Origin of the sequence: Streptomyces sp. NBC_00285, assembly GCF_036174265.1 — a bacterium.
Taxonomy (GTDB): domain Bacteria; phylum Actinomycetota; class Actinomycetes; order Streptomycetales; family Streptomycetaceae; genus Streptomyces.
Map to the genome: position 1 here is coordinate 6,490,438 of NZ_CP108055.1, position 13,938 is coordinate 6,504,375.

The 13,938-nt window shown below is 65.8% G+C and carries 25 protein-coding genes; all 25 read left to right on the plus strand.

Features of this window, described 5'->3' with window-relative positions; genetic code table 11:
* Positions 1 to 174 precede the first annotated feature (174 nt).
* The 25 genes from OHT57_RS30140 (at position 175) to OHT57_RS30260 (ending at position 13,838) form a co-directional block, all read left to right on the plus strand.
* The gene (locus OHT57_RS30140; RefSeq protein ID WP_328749692.1) at positions 175 to 1,047 is read left to right on the plus strand and encodes a helix-turn-helix domain-containing protein; all 873 of its coding nucleotides are present in this window, start codon (positions 175 to 177) and stop codon (positions 1,045 to 1,047) included.
* A complete protein-coding gene (locus OHT57_RS30145) occupies positions 1,044 to 1,244 on the plus strand; it encodes a DUF397 domain-containing protein (RefSeq protein ID WP_328749693.1) in 201 nt (66 codons plus the stop codon). The genes OHT57_RS30140 and OHT57_RS30145 overlap by 4 nt, the downstream gene beginning before the upstream one ends.
* A gap of 649 nt (positions 1,245 to 1,893) precedes the next feature.
* On the plus strand, positions 1,894 to 2,202 hold the full coding sequence (rpsJ, locus tag OHT57_RS30150; protein WP_003948644.1) for a 30S ribosomal protein S10: 309 nt from the start codon (positions 1,894 to 1,896) through the stop codon (positions 2,200 to 2,202).
* 17 nt (positions 2,203 to 2,219) lie between these two features.
* Positions 2,220 to 2,864, plus strand: coding sequence for a 50S ribosomal protein L3 (gene rplC / locus OHT57_RS30155; protein WP_020118531.1), 645 nt, complete (start codon positions 2,220 to 2,222; stop codon positions 2,862 to 2,864).
* Between the two features lie 5 nt (positions 2,865 to 2,869).
* Positions 2,870 to 3,526, plus strand: coding sequence for a 50S ribosomal protein L4 (rplD, locus tag OHT57_RS30160; RefSeq protein WP_328749694.1), 657 nt, complete (start codon positions 2,870 to 2,872; stop codon positions 3,524 to 3,526).
* Positions 3,526 to 3,945, plus strand: a complete 420-nt coding sequence (gene rplW / locus OHT57_RS30165; protein ID WP_328749695.1) for a 50S ribosomal protein L23 — start codon at positions 3,526 to 3,528, stop codon at positions 3,943 to 3,945. Before rplD ends, rplW begins: the two co-directional genes overlap by 1 nt.
* A gap of 38 nt (positions 3,946 to 3,983) precedes the next feature.
* Complete coding sequence (rplB, locus tag OHT57_RS30170; protein ID WP_328749696.1) at positions 3,984 to 4,820, plus strand: 50S ribosomal protein L2; 837 nt, start codon at positions 3,984 to 3,986, stop codon at positions 4,818 to 4,820.
* A gap of 12 nt (positions 4,821 to 4,832) precedes the next feature.
* Complete coding sequence (gene rpsS, locus OHT57_RS30175; protein WP_328749697.1) at positions 4,833 to 5,114, plus strand: 30S ribosomal protein S19; 282 nt, start codon at positions 4,833 to 4,835, stop codon at positions 5,112 to 5,114.
* Positions 5,115 to 5,158: 44 nt separating this feature from the next.
* Positions 5,159 to 5,506 (plus strand): 50S ribosomal protein L22, encoded by a 348-nt coding sequence (gene rplV / locus OHT57_RS30180; protein WP_030619142.1) that lies wholly within the window; start codon positions 5,159 to 5,161, stop codon positions 5,504 to 5,506.
* Positions 5,506 to 6,345: a 30S ribosomal protein S3 gene (gene rpsC / locus OHT57_RS30185; protein WP_328749698.1), complete on the plus strand. Its 840-nt coding sequence runs from the start codon at positions 5,506 to 5,508 to the stop codon at positions 6,343 to 6,345. Before rplV ends, rpsC begins: the two co-directional genes overlap by 1 nt.
* Positions 6,346 to 6,350: 5 nt before the next feature.
* On the plus strand, positions 6,351 to 6,770 hold the full coding sequence (gene rplP, locus OHT57_RS30190) for a 50S ribosomal protein L16 (protein WP_004927269.1): 420 nt from the start codon (positions 6,351 to 6,353) through the stop codon (positions 6,768 to 6,770).
* Positions 6,770 to 6,994: a 50S ribosomal protein L29 gene (gene rpmC, locus OHT57_RS30195; protein ID WP_005481220.1), complete on the plus strand. Its 225-nt coding sequence runs from the start codon at positions 6,770 to 6,772 to the stop codon at positions 6,992 to 6,994. The genes rplP and rpmC overlap by 1 nt, the downstream gene beginning before the upstream one ends.
* Entirely contained in the window at positions 6,994 to 7,281 is a 288-nt protein-coding gene (rpsQ, locus tag OHT57_RS30200; protein ID WP_007384073.1) for a 30S ribosomal protein S17, read from the plus strand. The genes rpmC and rpsQ overlap by 1 nt, the downstream gene beginning before the upstream one ends.
* A 100-nt stretch (positions 7,282 to 7,381) precedes the next feature.
* Positions 7,382 to 7,750 (plus strand): 50S ribosomal protein L14, encoded by a 369-nt coding sequence (rplN, locus tag OHT57_RS30205; RefSeq protein WP_003992364.1) that lies wholly within the window; start codon positions 7,382 to 7,384, stop codon positions 7,748 to 7,750.
* Positions 7,751 to 7,752: 2 nt separating this feature from the next.
* Entirely contained in the window at positions 7,753 to 8,076 is a 324-nt protein-coding gene (gene rplX, locus OHT57_RS30210; RefSeq protein ID WP_328749699.1) for a 50S ribosomal protein L24, read from the plus strand.
* Entirely contained in the window at positions 8,076 to 8,633 is a 558-nt protein-coding gene (gene rplE, locus OHT57_RS30215) for a 50S ribosomal protein L5 (RefSeq protein WP_328749700.1), read from the plus strand. Before rplX ends, rplE begins: the two co-directional genes overlap by 1 nt.
* A 5-nt stretch (positions 8,634 to 8,638) precedes the next feature.
* Complete coding sequence (locus tag OHT57_RS30220) at positions 8,639 to 8,824, plus strand: type Z 30S ribosomal protein S14 (protein ID WP_003948630.1); 186 nt, start codon at positions 8,639 to 8,641, stop codon at positions 8,822 to 8,824.
* A gap of 212 nt (positions 8,825 to 9,036) precedes the next feature.
* Positions 9,037 to 9,435 carry a 30S ribosomal protein S8 gene (rpsH, locus tag OHT57_RS30225; RefSeq protein WP_054217232.1) on the plus strand — a complete coding sequence of 133 codons (399 nt, stop codon included), beginning with the start codon at positions 9,037 to 9,039 and terminating at the stop codon, positions 9,433 to 9,435.
* A gap of 21 nt (positions 9,436 to 9,456) precedes the next feature.
* Complete coding sequence (gene rplF, locus OHT57_RS30230; protein WP_328749701.1) at positions 9,457 to 9,996, plus strand: 50S ribosomal protein L6; 540 nt, start codon at positions 9,457 to 9,459, stop codon at positions 9,994 to 9,996.
* A 3-nt stretch (positions 9,997 to 9,999) separates the two neighbouring features.
* A complete protein-coding gene (gene rplR, locus OHT57_RS30235) occupies positions 10,000 to 10,383 on the plus strand; it encodes a 50S ribosomal protein L18 (protein WP_328749702.1) in 384 nt (127 codons plus the stop codon).
* A gap of 38 nt (positions 10,384 to 10,421) precedes the next feature.
* Entirely contained in the window at positions 10,422 to 11,027 is a 606-nt protein-coding gene (rpsE, locus tag OHT57_RS30240; RefSeq protein WP_328749703.1) for a 30S ribosomal protein S5, read from the plus strand.
* On the plus strand, positions 11,027 to 11,209 hold the full coding sequence (gene rpmD, locus OHT57_RS30245) for a 50S ribosomal protein L30 (protein WP_006376032.1): 183 nt from the start codon (positions 11,027 to 11,029) through the stop codon (positions 11,207 to 11,209). Before rpsE ends, rpmD begins: the two co-directional genes overlap by 1 nt.
* 2 nt (positions 11,210 to 11,211) lie before the next feature.
* Positions 11,212 to 11,667, plus strand: coding sequence for a 50S ribosomal protein L15 (gene rplO, locus OHT57_RS30250; protein ID WP_328749704.1), 456 nt, complete (start codon positions 11,212 to 11,214; stop codon positions 11,665 to 11,667).
* A gap of 195 nt (positions 11,668 to 11,862) precedes the next feature.
* Entirely contained in the window at positions 11,863 to 13,176 is a 1,314-nt protein-coding gene (gene secY, locus OHT57_RS30255; protein ID WP_328749705.1) for a preprotein translocase subunit SecY, read from the plus strand.
* The gene (locus tag OHT57_RS30260) at positions 13,176 to 13,838 is read left to right on the plus strand and encodes an adenylate kinase (RefSeq protein WP_328749706.1); all 663 of its coding nucleotides are present in this window, start codon (positions 13,176 to 13,178) and stop codon (positions 13,836 to 13,838) included. The genes secY and OHT57_RS30260 overlap by 1 nt, the downstream gene beginning before the upstream one ends.
* The last annotated feature ends 100 nt before the right edge of the window (positions 13,839 to 13,938 follow it).

Genomic DNA, 13,938 nt, shown 5'->3' on the forward strand with positions numbered 1-13,938 from the left:
GATCGGGCGGCGTGACCGCCTCCGCTGTCAGGGAGCTGTCCGTGCTCGCCGACTTCCCGCAGTAGGTGCGTACGGTCGCTGTCCGCTGTTTGTCCGGTGCTGTCCGGGCTTGTCGGGGCCGGGTTCGTGGGTAGGGCGGCGGTGTGGCGCAGTGGGACGACGGAGGGGTGCGCGATGGTCGACGGTGAGGCGGGGCGGCTCAAGGGTGAGGCGGACGAGCCGGGTTGGGAGGTTGATCCGGATGACGAGTGGGGGCTCGCGGTCATCGGGACCGTGGGGCGGCAGTTGAGGCTTCGGCGGGAGGCGGCGGGGCTGCGGGCCGGGGAGTTCGGGGAGCGGCTCGGGTACGGCGAGGACATGGTCTACAAGATCGAGGGCGGGAAGCGGATCCCCCGGCCCGAGTATCTGGACGACGCCGACCAGGTGTTGGAGGCGGGCGGGCTCATCTCCGCGATGAAGGAGGACGTGGAGAAGGTCCGGTACCCGAAGAAGGTGCGGGCCCTGGGGGAGCTGGAGGCGAAGGCGGTCGAGCTTCAGCTCTACGACCCCCTCAACATCCACGGGCTGCTCCAGACGCCGGAGTACGCGCGCGGGCTGCTGTTGATGCGGCGCCCCGCGTACAGCTCGGACGAGGTGGAGCGGTTCATCGCCGCGCGGGTGGCCCGCAGAGCGGTCTTCGAGCGGGACCCGGCGCCCGAGATCAGCTTCGTGCTGGAGGAGTGGTCGTTGCGGCGTCCGCTCGGTGGGCGCGCGGCGCTGCGGGGCCAGCTCGAACACCTGCTGGAGGTGGCGCGGCTGCGGAACGTCGAGCTTCAGGTGATGCCGATGGATCGGGAGGAGCACGCGGGACTGGCGGGCGGCATTGAGGTGCTGAAGTTCGAGGACGGTTCTGCCGTGGGGCGTTCGCCTGTGGTGGCGCACGGGCGGCCGGTCCACGAGCCCAAGCACCTCCGTATCCTTGAGCTGCGGTACGGAATCATCCGGGCTCAGGCGCTCACTCCTCGTGAGTCGCTGGCCTTCGTCGAGCGCCTGCTGGGGGAGACATGATCCACGAGACCGACTCCGCGTTGGAGTGGTTCAAGAGCAGCTACAGCAGCAGCAGTGAGGGCGACTCCTGCGTCGAGGTCGCCACCACTCCCGGCACGGTCCACGTCCGCGACTCCAAGTTCCGCGACGCCGGTCCCCGGTTCGCGCTGACTGCGGGGGCCTGGGCCCGTTTCCTGCCGTTCGCGTCGGAGAGCTGATTCGCGGCGGGGAGCGGATTCTCCATGAGGGGGATGAGGTCCGGCCGGCCGAGCCGGCCTCCGGCCCGGCGCACGACCGTCACTGGTGACCGAGGTGCTGCGCACCCGGATGCCGGCACGCTGTGAGGCCTGCTCGTCGTGGTCGCCGGACTCCTCGTCCCACGGCCTCGCCCGATCCGGGCTGTCTGCTGTGAGCTGCTGCCGCGCACCCCGCGGTGTGTCCCTCGCGGCGTCCTGGAGTGTTGACCGTCACACGTGGACGTTCGAGCCGTGTTTGACCTGCGTCACTCTAGGGGTAAGGTCTCCGGCTCGATTGGCCAGGCCCGTGCCCCGTATGGCAGACTAGCGGGGTTGCTCGGTCGAGTGTTGATGCTGTGCGCCTCCCGCCGGGAGGACCGGAAGCGAGTCCCACAGTACTCGTCGCCCTAACTGCCGTAAGGCAGCGCTGGGGCGGACGTACGGGAATCTTTCGGGAAGCGGAGTGCGGCACTGGCCAGGCGCCCGATGAACCTCTTTCCCAGGCAGGGGATGTTCGAACAAGGGACATCTATGTCGGTGAGAGTGCGACACACCCGACCGCGTGGGTCGGACAGAGGTCGAAGGAACACCGGGTTCCAGAGCGGTAAATAGACAGGACTACGGAGTAGCCATGGCGGGACAGAAGATCCGCATCCGGCTCAAGGCCTACGACCACGAGGTCATCGACTCTTCGGCGAAGAAGATCGTCGAGACGGTGACTCGCACTGGTGCGTCGGTCGCGGGCCCGGTGCCGCTGCCCACTGAGAAGAACGTGTACTGCGTCATCAAGTCGCCGCACAAGTACAAGGACTCGCGCGAGCACTTCGAGATGCGCACGCACAAGCGCCTGATCGACATCCTCGACCCGACGCCCAAGACCGTTGACTCTTTGATGCGACTCGACCTCCCGGCCGGTGTCGACATCGAGATCAAGCTCTGAAGGCCGGTGATCTGAGAATGGCTAAGCAGATCAAGGGCATCCTGGGCGAGAAGCTCGGCATGACGCAGGTGTGGGACGAGAACAACCGTGTTGTTCCGGTCACCGTCGTCAAGGCCAGCCCCAACGTCGTGACCCAGGTGCGTACGAACGATGTCGACGGCTACGAGTCGGTCCAGATCGCCTTCGGCGAGATCGACCCTCGCAAGGTGAACAAGCCCCTCAAGGGTCACTTCGCCAAGGCCGACGTCACGCCCCGCCGCCACCTCGTCGAGATCCGCACCGCGGACGCCTCCGAGTACACGCTGGGCCAGGAGATCTCCGCGGAGGTCTTCGAGGCCGGCGTCAAGGTGGACGTGACCGGCAAGAGCAAGGGCAAGGGCTTCGCCGGTGTCATGAAGCGTCACAACTTCAAGGGACTCGGCGCCGGTCACGGCACCCAGCGCAAGCACCGCTCTCCCGGCTCCATCGGTGGCTGTGCCACCCCGGGCCGTGTGTTCAAGGGCCTCCGCATGGCGGGTCGCATGGGCAACGAGCGGGTCACCACCCAGAACCTGACCGTTCACGCCGTTGACGCGGAGAAGGGCCTGCTCCTCATCAAGGGCGCGGTTCCTGGTCCGAACGGCGGCCTCGTCCTGGTCCGCACTGCGGCCAAGGGGGCCTGAGGACTATGAGCACCATTGACATTCTGTCGCCCTCCGGCGACACCGCCGGGACCGTTGAGCTCCCGGCCGAGATCTTCGATGTAGAGAAGATCAGCATCCCGCTGCTTCACCAGGTTGTCGTCGCACAGCTGGCCGCTGCCCGTCAGGGCACGCACAAGGTCAAGCGTCGTGGCGAGGTCCGCGGTGGCGGCAAGAAGCCCTACCGCCAGAAGGGCACCGGCCGCGCCCGTCAGGGTTCGACCCGTGCGCCGCAGTTCGCCGGCGGTGGTGTCGTTCACGGCCCCACCCCGCGTGACTACTCGCAGCGGACCCCGAAGAAGATGAAGGCCGCGGCCCTGCGCCACGCCCTCACCGACCGGGCCCGCAACAACCGCATCCACGTCGTCTCCGGCGTCCTCGAGGGCGAGTCGCCTTCGACGAAGGCCGCCAAGACGCTCTTCGGCAAGATCAGCGAGCGCAAGAACCTGCTGCTCGTCATCGACCGTGCCGACGAGGCCGCGTGGCTGTCCGCTCGTAACCTGCCCCAGGTCCACATCCTGGAGCCGGGCCAGCTGAACACGTACGACGTTCTCGTCTCGGACGACGTGGTCTTCACCCAGGCCGCTTTCGAGTCCTTCGTGTCTGGCCCCAAGGCCGCTGACACCGAAGGGAGCGAAGCCTGATGGCTACGCGTCACCCGAGCATCGCCTCGAAGGCCGCCAAGGCCAAGAAGGTAGCGCGCGTCGCCAAGGCGAAGCGTCACGCCACCGAGGGCAAGAACACCGTCGTCACGCCCGCCAGCAAGTCGTTCACGGACCACCGTGACGTCCTGCTGAAGCCGGTCGTGTCCGAGAAGAGCTACGCGCTTCTCGACGAGGGCAAGTACACGTTCGTCGTGGCCCCCGGCGCCAACAAGACCCAGATCAAGCAGGCCGTCCAGGCGGTCTTCTCGGTCAAGGTCACCGGCGTCAACACGATCAACCGCCAGGGCAAGCGCAAGCGGACGAAGACGGGCTTCGGCAAGCGTGCCGACAGCAAGCGCGCGATCGTGACCCTTGCCGAGGGCGACCGTATCGACATCTTCGGCGGTCCGACCGCGTAAGCGGGTCGGATCGTCCGATATCGGACGAGGACTGAGAAATGGGAATCCGCAAGTACAAGCCGACTACGCCGGGCCGTCGCGGCTCGAGCGTCGCCGACTTCGTCGAGGTCACGCGGTCCACGCCGGAGAAGTCGCTGGTCCGCCCGCTGCACAGCAAGGGCGGCCGTAACAACGCCGGTCGTGTGACCGTTCGCCACCAGGGTGGCGGACACAAGCGCGCCTACCGAGTGATCGACTTCCGTCGTCACGACAAGGACGGCGTGCCGGCGAAGGTCGCGCACATCGAGTACGACCCCAACCGCACCGCGCGCATCGCGCTGCTGCACTACGTGGACGGCGAGAAGCGCTACATCCTCGCCCCGCGCAACCTGCAGCAGGGTGACCGCGTCGAGAACGGTCCCGGGGCCGACATCAAGCCGGGCAACAACCTGGCGATCCGCAACATCCCGGTCGGTACCACGATCCACGCGATCGAGATCCGTCCCGGTGGCGGCGCCAAGTTCGCCCGCTCCGCCGGTGCCTCGGTGCAGCTGCTCGCGAAGGAGGGCACCATGGCCCACCTTCGTATGCCGTCCGGTGAGATCCGTCTGGTCGACCAGCGCTGCCGCGCCACGGTCGGCGAGGTCGGCAACGCCGAGCAGAGCAACATCAACTGGGGCAAGGCCGGTCGTAAGCGCTGGCTGGGCGTCCGCCCGACCGTTCGCGGTGTGGCGATGAACCCGGTTGACCACCCGCACGGTGGTGGTGAGGGCAAGACCTCCGGTGGTCGCCACCCGGTCTCGCCGTGGGGTCAGAAGGAGGGTCGTACTCGTTCGCCGAAGAAGGCTTCGAACAAGTACATCGTCCGCCGCCGCAAGACGAACAAGAAGCGCTAGGAGCGGGTTTAGATGCCGCGGAGTCTCAAGAAGGGGCCCTTCGTCGACGACCACCTGATCAAGAAGGTGGACGTCCAGAACGAAGCAGGCACCAAGAACGTCATCAAGACCTGGTCCCGTCGCTCCATGATCGTGCCGGCCATGCTCGGCCACACGCTCGCGGTGCACAACGGCAAGATCCACATCCCGGTGTTCGTCACCGAGTCGATGGTCGGCCACAAGCTCGGCGAGTTCTCGCCGACGCGCACCTTCCGGGGTCACGTCAAGGACGACCGGAAGTCGAAGCGCCGCTAATCGCGGATCGCATTCAGACACGTAAGTAACTGAGAGGGACAACCATGGAAGCCAGGGCCCAGGCGCGGTACATCCGCGTTACGCCCATGAAGGCCCGCCGCGTGGTGGACCTTATCCGTGGCATGGATGCCACGGAGGCTCAGGCTGTTCTGCGATTCGCTCCGCAGGCAGCCTCAGTGCCCGTCGGCAAGGTGCTCGACAGCGCCATCGCCAACGCCGCGCACAACTACGACCACACCGACGCCGACAGCCTCGTCATCTCCGAGGCGTACGTCGACGAGGGCCCGACCCTGAAGCGGTTCCGTCCGCGCGCCCAGGGCCGTGCCTACCGGATCCGCAAGCGGACCAGCCACATCACCGTGGTCGTCAGCAGCAAGGAAGGAACCCGGTAATGGGCCAGAAGGTAAACCCGCACGGGTTCCGGCTCGGCATCACCACGGACTTCAAGTCCCGTTGGTACGCCGACAAGCTGTACAAGGACTACGTCAAGGAAGACGTCGCCATCCGTCGGATGATGACGTCCGGCATGGAGCGCGCCGGTATCTCGAAGGTTGAGATCGAGCGCACCCGCGACCGCGTCCGTGTGGACATCCACACCGCGCGTCCGGGCATCGTCATCGGCCGCCGTGGCGCCGAGGCCGACCGCATCCGCGGTGACCTCGAGAAGCTCACGGGCAAGCAGGTCCAGCTGAACATCCTCGAGGTCAAGAGCCCCGAGACGGACGCTCAGCTGGTTGCCCAGGCCGTTGCCGAGCAGCTCTCCTCCCGCGTCTCCTTCCGTCGCGCCATGCGTAAGAGCATGCAGGGCACGATGAAGGCCGGCGCCAAGGGCATCAAGATCCAGTGCGGTGGCCGCCTCGGTGGCGCCGAGATGTCCCGCTCGGAGTTCTACCGCGAGGGCCGCGTGCCCCTGCACACGCTCCGCGCGAACGTGGACTACGGCTTCTTCGAGGCCAAGACGACCTTCGGCCGCATCGGCGTGAAGGTCTGGATCTACAAGGGCGACGTCAAGAACATCGCCGAGGTCCGCGCTGAGAACGCAGCAGCCCGCGCCGGCAACCGCCCGGCCCGTGGTGGCGGCCCCGGCGCCGACCGCCCGGCCCGTGGTGGCCGTGGTGGCGAGCGCGGCGGTCGCGGTCGCAAGCCGCAGCAGGCTCCCGCTGCCGAGGCCCCCAAGGCCGAGGCTCCGGCGGCTGCCGCTCCGGCTGAGAGCACCGGAACGGAGGCCTGACCGAAATGCTGATCCCCCGTAGGGTCAAGCACCGCAAGCAGCACCACCCCAAGCGCCGCGGTCAGGCCAAGGGTGGTACGACGGTCGCGTTCGGCGAGTACGGCATTCAGGCCCTCACGCCGGCGTACGTGACCAACCGCCAGATCGAGGCGGCTCGTATCGCGATGACCCGCCACATCAAGCGTGGCGGCAAGGTCTGGATCAACATCTACCCGGACCGCCCCCTCACGAAGAAGCCCGCCGAGACCCGCATGGGTTCCGGTAAGGGTTCGCCCGAGTGGTGGATCGCGAACGTGCACCCCGGTCGGGTCATGTTCGAGCTGTCCTACCCCAACGAGAAGATCGCCCGTGAGGCCCTGACTCGCGCAGCCCACAAGCTGCCGATGAAGTGCCGGATCGTCAAGCGCGAGGCAGGTGAAGCGTGATGTCGGCCGGTACCAAGGCGTCCGAGCTGCGCGAACTGGGTGACGAGGAGCTTCTCAACAAGCTCCGCGAAGCCAAGGAAGAGCTGTTCAACCTCCGCTTCCAGGCGGCGACTGGTCAGCTCGAGAACCACGGTCGGCTCAAGGCCGTCCGTAAGGACATCGCGCGGATCTACACCCTGATGCGTGAGCGCGAGCTGGGCATCGAGACGGTGGAGAGCGCCTGATGAGTGAGAGCAACGTGACTGAGCAGACTGCAGAGGCCCGCGGCTTCCGCAAGACCCGTGAGGGTCTCGTCGTCAGCGACAAGATGGACAAGACCGTCGTCGTCGCCGTCGAGGACCGCGTCAAGCACGCGCTGTACGGCAAGGTCATCCGCCGTACCAACAAGCTCAAGGCGCACGACGAGCAGAACGCTGCCGGCGTCGGCGACCGGGTCCTCCTCGCGGAGACCCGCCCGCTGTCGGCGACCAAGCGCTGGCGCGTCGTCGAGATCCTCGAGAAGGCCAAGTAAATCCTCCTGCGGGGCATTCCTCGCAGGACAGTTCCGCCAGGCTCCGGGAGCCGCTCGCTGAGCGGCTCCCGGGGAACCGGCAGACAAACAGGAGATAGACGTGATCCAGCAGGAGTCGCGACTCCGTGTCGCCGACAACACTGGTGCGAAGGAAATCCTTTGCATCCGTGTGCTCGGTGGCTCCGGTCGCCGCTACGCGGGCATCGGTGACGTCATCGTCGCCACCGTCAAGGACGCGATCCCCGGCGGCAACGTGAAGAAGGGTGACGTCATCAAGGCGGTCATCGTTCGCACCGTCAAGGAGCGCCGCCGTCCGGACGGCTCGTACATCCGCTTCGACGAGAACGCCGCTGTCATTCTCAAGAACGACGGCGACCCTCGTGGCACCCGTATCTTCGGCCCGGTGGGCCGGGAGCTGCGCGAGAAGAAGTTCATGAAGATCATCTCGCTCGCGCCGGAGGTGCTGTAAGCATGAAGATCAAGAAGGGCGACCTGGTTCAGGTCATCACCGGTAAGGACAAGGGCAAGCAGGGCAAGGTCATCGCGGCCTTCCCCCGTGAGGACCGTGTCCTGGTCGAGGGTGTCAACCGGGTCAAGAAGCACACCAAGGCCGGCCCGACCGCCAGCGGTTCGCAGGCCGGCGGCATCGTCACGACCGAGGCGCCCGTCCACATCTCCAACGTCCAGCTGGTCGTTGAGAAGGACGGCAACAAGGTTGTCACGCGTGTCGGTTACCGCTTCGACGACGAGGGCAACAAGATCCGCGTTGCCAAGCGGACGGGTGAGGACATCTGATGACTACCACCACGACTCCGCGTCTCAAGACGAAGTACCGCGAGGAGATCGCGGGCAAGCTGCGTGACGAGTTCACTTACGAGAACGTCATGCAGATCCCCGGTCTCGTCAAGATCGTGGTCAACATGGGTGTGGGCGACGCCGCCCGCGACTCCAAGCTGATCGAGGGCGCCATCCGCGACCTCACCACGATCACCGGTCAGAAGCCGGCCGTCACCAAGGCCCGTAAGTCCATCGCGCAGTTCAAGCTGCGTGAGGGTCAGCCGATCGGTGCCCACGTCACGCTCCGTGGCGACCGCATGTGGGAGTTCCTGGACCGCACCCTGTCGCTCGCGCTTCCGCGCATCCGCGACTTCCGTGGTCTGTCCCCCAAGCAGTTCGACGGCCGTGGCAACTACACCTTCGGTCTCACGGAGCAGGTCATGTTCCACGAGATCGACCAGGACAAGATCGACCGTACCCGGGGTATGGACATCACCGTGGTCACCACGGCGACCAACGACGCTGAGGGCCGCGCTCTCCTTCGTCACCTCGGCTTCCCCTTCAAGGAGGCGTGAGCGAGATGGCGAAGAAGGCTCTGATTGCCAAGGCTGCTCGCAAGCCCAAGTTCGGTGTACGTGGCTACACGCGCTGCCAGCGCTGCGGCCGTCCGCACTCCGTGTACCGCAAGTTCGGCCTGTGCCGCGTCTGCCTTCGTGAGATGGCTCACCGTGGCGAGCTGCCGGGCGTGACCAAGAGCTCCTGGTAGTCCCTGCTTTCCAGGGATTCCCGAAGCTCTCGGTAAGCAAAGGGCAGTGTCAGGTGCCCACCCCTCCATGGCTTAGGCTAGGAGGGTTGGGCGCCTGGACGCCCATACGACTTACTACGCCGTAGGTCCACCGCACCGCACCCGCCTCGTCTCGGATCGAGGAGAGGGATGGGCACCTGGAAACCCCGGCGAGAGAGGCCGAAGGCCAATTCATGACCATGACTGATCCGATCGCAGACATGCTTACGCGTCTGCGGAACGCGAACTCGGCATACCACGACTCCGTGACGATGCCGGCGTCCAAGATCAAGTCTCACATCGCGGAGATCCTCCAGCAGGAGGGCTTCATCACGGGCTGGAAGGTCGAGGACGCCGAGGTCGGCAAGAACCTCGTCCTCGAGCTGAAGTTCGGCCCGAACCGTGAGCGCTCCATCGCGGGCATCAAGCGGATCTCCAAGCCCGGTCTCCGGGTGTACGCGAAGTCCACCAACCTGCCGAAGGTGCTCGGTGGCCTGGGCGTGGCGATCATCTCCACGTCGCACGGGCTCCTCACTGGACAGCAGGCCGGCAAGAAGGGCGTAGGCGGAGAAGTCCTCGCCTACGTCTGGTAGAAGGGAACGGAGGAAACAGCTATGTCGCGTATTGGCAAGCTCCCCATCACGGTTCCCGCCGGCGTGGACGTCACCATCGACGGCCGTACGGTTTCGGTGAAGGGCCCCAAGGGCTCTCTCTCCCACACCGTCGCTGCGCCGATCGACATCGCCAAGGGTGAGGACGGCGTTCTCAACGTCACCCGCCCCAACGACGAGCGTCAGAACAAGGCCCTGCACGGCCTGTCCCGCACGCTGGTGGCGAACATGATCACCGGCGTGACCGCGGGTTACGTGAAGAAGCTCGAGATCAGCGGTGTCGGTTACCGCGTTGCGGCCAAGGGATCGAACCTCGAGTTCGCTCTCGGCTACAGCCACTCGATCACCGTCGAGGCCCCCGAGGGCATCACCTTCAAGGTGGAGAACCCGACCCGTTTCTCGGTCGAGGGCATCGACAAGCAGAAGGTTGGCGAGGTTGCGGCCAACATCCGCAAGCTGCGCAAGCCCGACCCGTACAAGGCCAAGGGTGTCAAGTACGAGGGCGAAGTCATCCGCCGCAAGGTCGGAAAGGCGGGTAAGTAAGCCATGGCATACGGACAGAAGATCCTCAAGGGCGACGCTTACAAGCGTGCCGCGATCAAGCGTCGCCACATCCGGATCCGTAAGCACATCTCGGGTACGGCTGAGCGTCCGCGTCTCGTCGTGACGCGCTCCAACCGCCACATCGTGGCCCAGGTCATCGACGACATCAAGGGTCACACCCTGGCGTCGGCGTCGACCCTGGACACCACGATCCGCGGCAACGAGGGCGACAAGTCGGAGCAGGCCAAGTCGGTCGGAGCCCTGGTAGCCGAGCGCGCCAAGGCCGCCGGCGTCGAGGCTGTCGTATTCGACCGTGGTGGCAACCAGTACGCCGGGCGCATCGCCGCCCTGGCGGACGCCGCCCGCGAAGCCGGGCTCAAGTTCTGAGCCGCTTCCGTAGCTAGCGGAAAGAGAGAGGTAATCCAATGGCTGGACCCCAGCGCCGTGGAAGCGGTGCCGGTGGCGGCGAGCGGCGGGACCGAAAGGGTCGCGACGGTGGCGCTTCTGCCGCCGAGAAGACCGCCTACGTTGAGCGCGTCGTCGCGATCAACCGCGTTGCCAAGGTTGTGAAGGGTGGTCGTCGCTTCAGCTTCACTGCGCTCGTCGTAGTGGGCGATGGCGATGGCACCGTCGGTGTCGGTTACGGCAAGGCCAAGGAGGTGCCGGCCGCCATCGCCAAGGGTGTTGAGGAGGCCAAGAAGCACTTCTTCAAGGTCCCCCGTATCCAGGGCACCATCCCTCACCCGATCACGGGTGAGAAGGCTGCCGGCGTCGTTCTGCTCAAGCCCGCGTCCCCCGGTACCGGCGTTATCGCCGGTGGCCCGGTGCGTGCCGTGCTCGAGTGCGCCGGTATCCACGACATCCTGTCGAAGTCGCTCGGCTCGTCGAACGCGATCAACATCGTGCACGCGACCGTGGCGGCCCTGCAGGGTCTGCAGCGTCCCGAGGAGGTCGCGGCCCGCCGTGGCCTGCCCCTCGAGGACGTCGCTCCCGCGGCTCTGCTGCGTGCGCGTGCGGGAGCGGGTGCGTAATGGCTCGCCTCAAGGTCACGCAGACGAAGTCGTACATCGGCAGCAAGCAGAACCACCGTGACACCCTGCGGTCCCTTGGTCTCAAGGGGATCAACACCGTGGTCGTCAAGGAGGACCGCCCCGAGTTCCGCGGAATGGTTCACACCGTCCGCCACCTCGTGACGGTTGAGGAGGTCGACTGATCATGGCGGAAAACAGCCCGCTCAAGATCCACAACCTCCGTCCTGCCCCGGGCGCCAAGACCGCCAAGACCCGTGTGGGTCGTGGTGAGGCGTCGAAGGGTAAGACGGCTGGACGTGGTACCAAGGGCACGAAGGCCCGTTACCAGGTTCCGGCGCGTTTCGAGGGTGGCCAGATGCCCCTCCACATGCGTCTCCCGAAGCTCAAGGGCTTCAGGAACCCGTTCAAGACCGAGTACCAGGTCGTGAACCTCGACAAGCTGGCGTCGCTGTACCCGGAGGGTGGCGAAGTCACCGTCGAGGGGCTCGTCGCCAACGGTGCGGTTCGCAAGAACAGCCTCGTCAAGGTCCTCGGCCAGGGCGAGATCTCCGTGGCACTGCAGGTGACGGTCGACGCCGTCTCCGGCTCCGCCAAGGAGAAGATCACCGCCGCCGGCGGTACCGTCACCGAGCTCGTCTGAACACCACAGGCGTCTCGATGACTTGAGCGATCCCGACCGGGGATACCCCATAAACGGGGTATCCCCGGTTGGTCGTTCCACGAGGAGCTGTGTCGCCGGTAAGGTAGCCTCCACTGTCCTTTTCTGTACCCATCATTCGTCGATCCTCAAGACCGTCACCCTTGACGCAGTAGCGCGGGGGTCGCAGGAGGCACCGTGCTCACCGCGTTCGCCCGGGCGTTCAGGACACCCGACCTGCGCAAGAAGCTGCTCTTCACGCTCGCCATCATCGTGGTCTACCGGGTCGGTACCCATATCCCGATCCCGGGCGTCAACTACACGGCTGTCCAGCAGTGTGTGACGGAGGCCTCCGGCAACCAGGGCCTCTTCGGCCTGGTCAACATGTTCAGCGGTGGCGCGCTGTTGCAGATCACGATCTTCGCGCTCGGCATCATGCCCTACATCACCGCGAGCATCATTCTGCAGCTGCTGACTGTCGTCATCCCGCGTCTCGAAGCCCTCAAGAAAGAGGGCCAGGCAGGTACGGCGAAGATCACGCAGTACACCCGCTACCTGACGGTGGCGCTCGCCATCCTCCAGGGCACCGGTCTGGTGGCCACCGCCCGCAGCGGTGCCCTCTTCGGCACCTGCTCGGTCTCCAGCCAGATCGTTCCGGACCGCGCGATCTTCACCACCATCGTCATGGTCATCACGATGACCGCCGGTACGGCCGTCGTCATGTGGCTCGGTGAGCTCATCACCGACCGCGGCATCGGCAACGGCATGTCGATCCTGATGTTCATCTCGATCGCCGCCACCTTCCCGTCCGCGCTGTGGGCCATCAAGAAGCAGGGCACCCTCGCCGACGGCTGGATCGAGTTCTGCACCGTCATCGCCGTCGGCCTGGTCATGGTCGGCCTGGTCGTCTTCGTCGAGCAGGCCCAGCGCCGCATTCCCGTGCAGTACGCGAAGCGCATGATCGGCCGCCGTTCCTACGGCGGTACGTCGACGTACATTCCGCTGAAGGTCAACCAGGCCGGTGTGATCCCGGTCATCTTCGCGTCGTCGCTGCTCTACATCCCGGCACTGGTGGCGCAGTTCTCCGGCGGAACCTCCACCTGGAAGACGTGGGTCGAGACGAACCTGACCAAGGGCGATCACCCGATTTACCTGGTCAGCTACTTCTTGCTGATCGTTTTCTTCGCGTTCTTCTATGTCGCGATCTCCTTCAACCCCGAAGAAGTCGCCGACAACATGAAGAAGTATGGTGGCTTCATCCCGGGCATCCGGGCTGGCCGACCGACCGCTGAGTACCTCAGTTACGTGCTCAACCGGATCACCTGGCCGGGTTCGCTGTACTTGGGTCTGATCGCTCTCGTACCAACGATGGCGTTGGTCGGGTTCGGGGCAACCGGCAACTTCCCGTTCGGCGGGACCAGCATCCTGATCATCGTGGGTGTGGGTCTTGAGACGGTGAAGCAGATCGAGAGCCAGCTCCAGCAGCGCAATTACGAAGGGTTCCTCCGCTGATGCGTATCGTCCTCGTCGGGCCGCCGGGTGCCGGCAAGGGAACGCAGGCCGCGTTCCTGGCCATGAACCTGTCGATCCCGCACATCTCCACGGGCGACCTGTTCCGCGCCAACATCAGCCGGCAGACGGACCTCGGCAAGCTCGCGAAGTCCTACATGGACGCGGGCAACCTGGTCCCCGACGAGGTCACCATCGGGATGGCCAAGGACCGCATGGAGCAGCCCGACGCGGTGAACGGCTTCCTGCTGGACGGCTTCCCGCGCAACGTCTCGCAGGCCGAGTCGCTCGACGAGATGCTGCAGACCGAGGGCATGAAGCTCGACGCGGTGCTGGACCTCGAGGTACCCGAGGAGGAGGTCGTCAAGCGCATCGCCGGCCGCCGAATCTGCCGCAACGACTCGGCGCACGTCTTCCACGTGTCGTACAAGGCGCCGAAGCAGGACGGCGTCTGTGACGTCTGCGGCGGCGAGCTGTACCAGCGCGACGACGACTCCGAGGAGACGGTCCGCACGCGGCTGGAGGTCTACCACACGCAGACCGAGCCGATCATTGACTACTACAAGGCCCAGGGCCTGGTGGTCACGATCTCGGCGCTCGGCAAGGTGGAGGACGTCACCGGTCGCGCCATGGATGCGCTCAAGCGCGAGGACCACGCCGCGTAGCGGTTTTTACCAGTACGACAGCCGCGGTTCCCTTCCGAGGGGGCCGCGGCTGCTGTGTGGGTGCACGTATCGTTGAGGGCGCCCGTCCCCTGCCAGATTT

Bases quoted from the DNA above. Each gene is read 5' to 3' on its own strand.
- rpsE (WP_328749703.1), top strand. From the start codon at position 10,422: ATGGCTGGACCCCAGCGCCGTGGAAGCGGTGCCGGTGGCGGCGAGCGG.
- rplR (WP_328749702.1), top strand. From the start codon at position 10,000: ATGGCATACGGACAGAAGATCCTCAAGGGCGACGCTTACAAGCGTGCC.
- rplF (WP_328749701.1), top strand. From the start codon at position 9,457: ATGTCGCGTATTGGCAAGCTCCCCATCACGGTTCCCGCCGGCGTGGAC.
- rplO (WP_328749704.1), top strand. From the start codon at position 11,212: ATGGCGGAAAACAGCCCGCTCAAGATCCACAACCTCCGTCCTGCCCCG.
- OHT57_RS30260 (WP_328749706.1), top strand. From the start codon at position 13,176: ATGCGTATCGTCCTCGTCGGGCCGCCGGGTGCCGGCAAGGGAACGCAG.
- rplP (WP_004927269.1), top strand. From the start codon at position 6,351: ATGCTGATCCCCCGTAGGGTCAAGCACCGCAAGCAGCACCACCCCAAG.
- rplX (WP_328749699.1), top strand. From the start codon at position 7,753: ATGAAGATCAAGAAGGGCGACCTGGTTCAGGTCATCACCGGTAAGGAC.
- rplE (WP_328749700.1), top strand. From the start codon at position 8,076: ATGACTACCACCACGACTCCGCGTCTCAAGACGAAGTACCGCGAGGAG.
- rpsJ (WP_003948644.1), top strand. From the start codon at position 1,894: ATGGCGGGACAGAAGATCCGCATCCGGCTCAAGGCCTACGACCACGAG.
- OHT57_RS30145 (WP_328749693.1), top strand. From the start codon at position 1,044: ATGATCCACGAGACCGACTCCGCGTTGGAGTGGTTCAAGAGCAGCTAC.
- rplW (WP_328749695.1), top strand. From the start codon at position 3,526: ATGGCTACGCGTCACCCGAGCATCGCCTCGAAGGCCGCCAAGGCCAAG.
- rpsQ (WP_007384073.1), top strand. From the start codon at position 6,994: ATGAGTGAGAGCAACGTGACTGAGCAGACTGCAGAGGCCCGCGGCTTC.
- OHT57_RS30220 (WP_003948630.1), top strand. From the start codon at position 8,639: ATGGCGAAGAAGGCTCTGATTGCCAAGGCTGCTCGCAAGCCCAAGTTC.
- rpsC (WP_328749698.1), top strand. From the start codon at position 5,506: ATGGGCCAGAAGGTAAACCCGCACGGGTTCCGGCTCGGCATCACCACG.
- rpmD (WP_006376032.1), top strand. From the start codon at position 11,027: ATGGCTCGCCTCAAGGTCACGCAGACGAAGTCGTACATCGGCAGCAAG.
- rplD (WP_328749694.1), top strand. From the start codon at position 2,870: ATGAGCACCATTGACATTCTGTCGCCCTCCGGCGACACCGCCGGGACC.
- rplC (WP_020118531.1), top strand. From the start codon at position 2,220: ATGGCTAAGCAGATCAAGGGCATCCTGGGCGAGAAGCTCGGCATGACG.
- rplB (WP_328749696.1), top strand. From the start codon at position 3,984: ATGGGAATCCGCAAGTACAAGCCGACTACGCCGGGCCGTCGCGGCTCG.
- rplV (WP_030619142.1), top strand. From the start codon at position 5,159: ATGGAAGCCAGGGCCCAGGCGCGGTACATCCGCGTTACGCCCATGAAG.
- OHT57_RS30140 (WP_328749692.1), top strand. From the start codon at position 175: ATGGTCGACGGTGAGGCGGGGCGGCTCAAGGGTGAGGCGGACGAGCCG.
- rpmC (WP_005481220.1), top strand. From the start codon at position 6,770: ATGTCGGCCGGTACCAAGGCGTCCGAGCTGCGCGAACTGGGTGACGAG.
- rpsS (WP_328749697.1), top strand. From the start codon at position 4,833: ATGCCGCGGAGTCTCAAGAAGGGGCCCTTCGTCGACGACCACCTGATC.
- rpsH (WP_054217232.1), top strand. From the start codon at position 9,037: ATGACCATGACTGATCCGATCGCAGACATGCTTACGCGTCTGCGGAAC.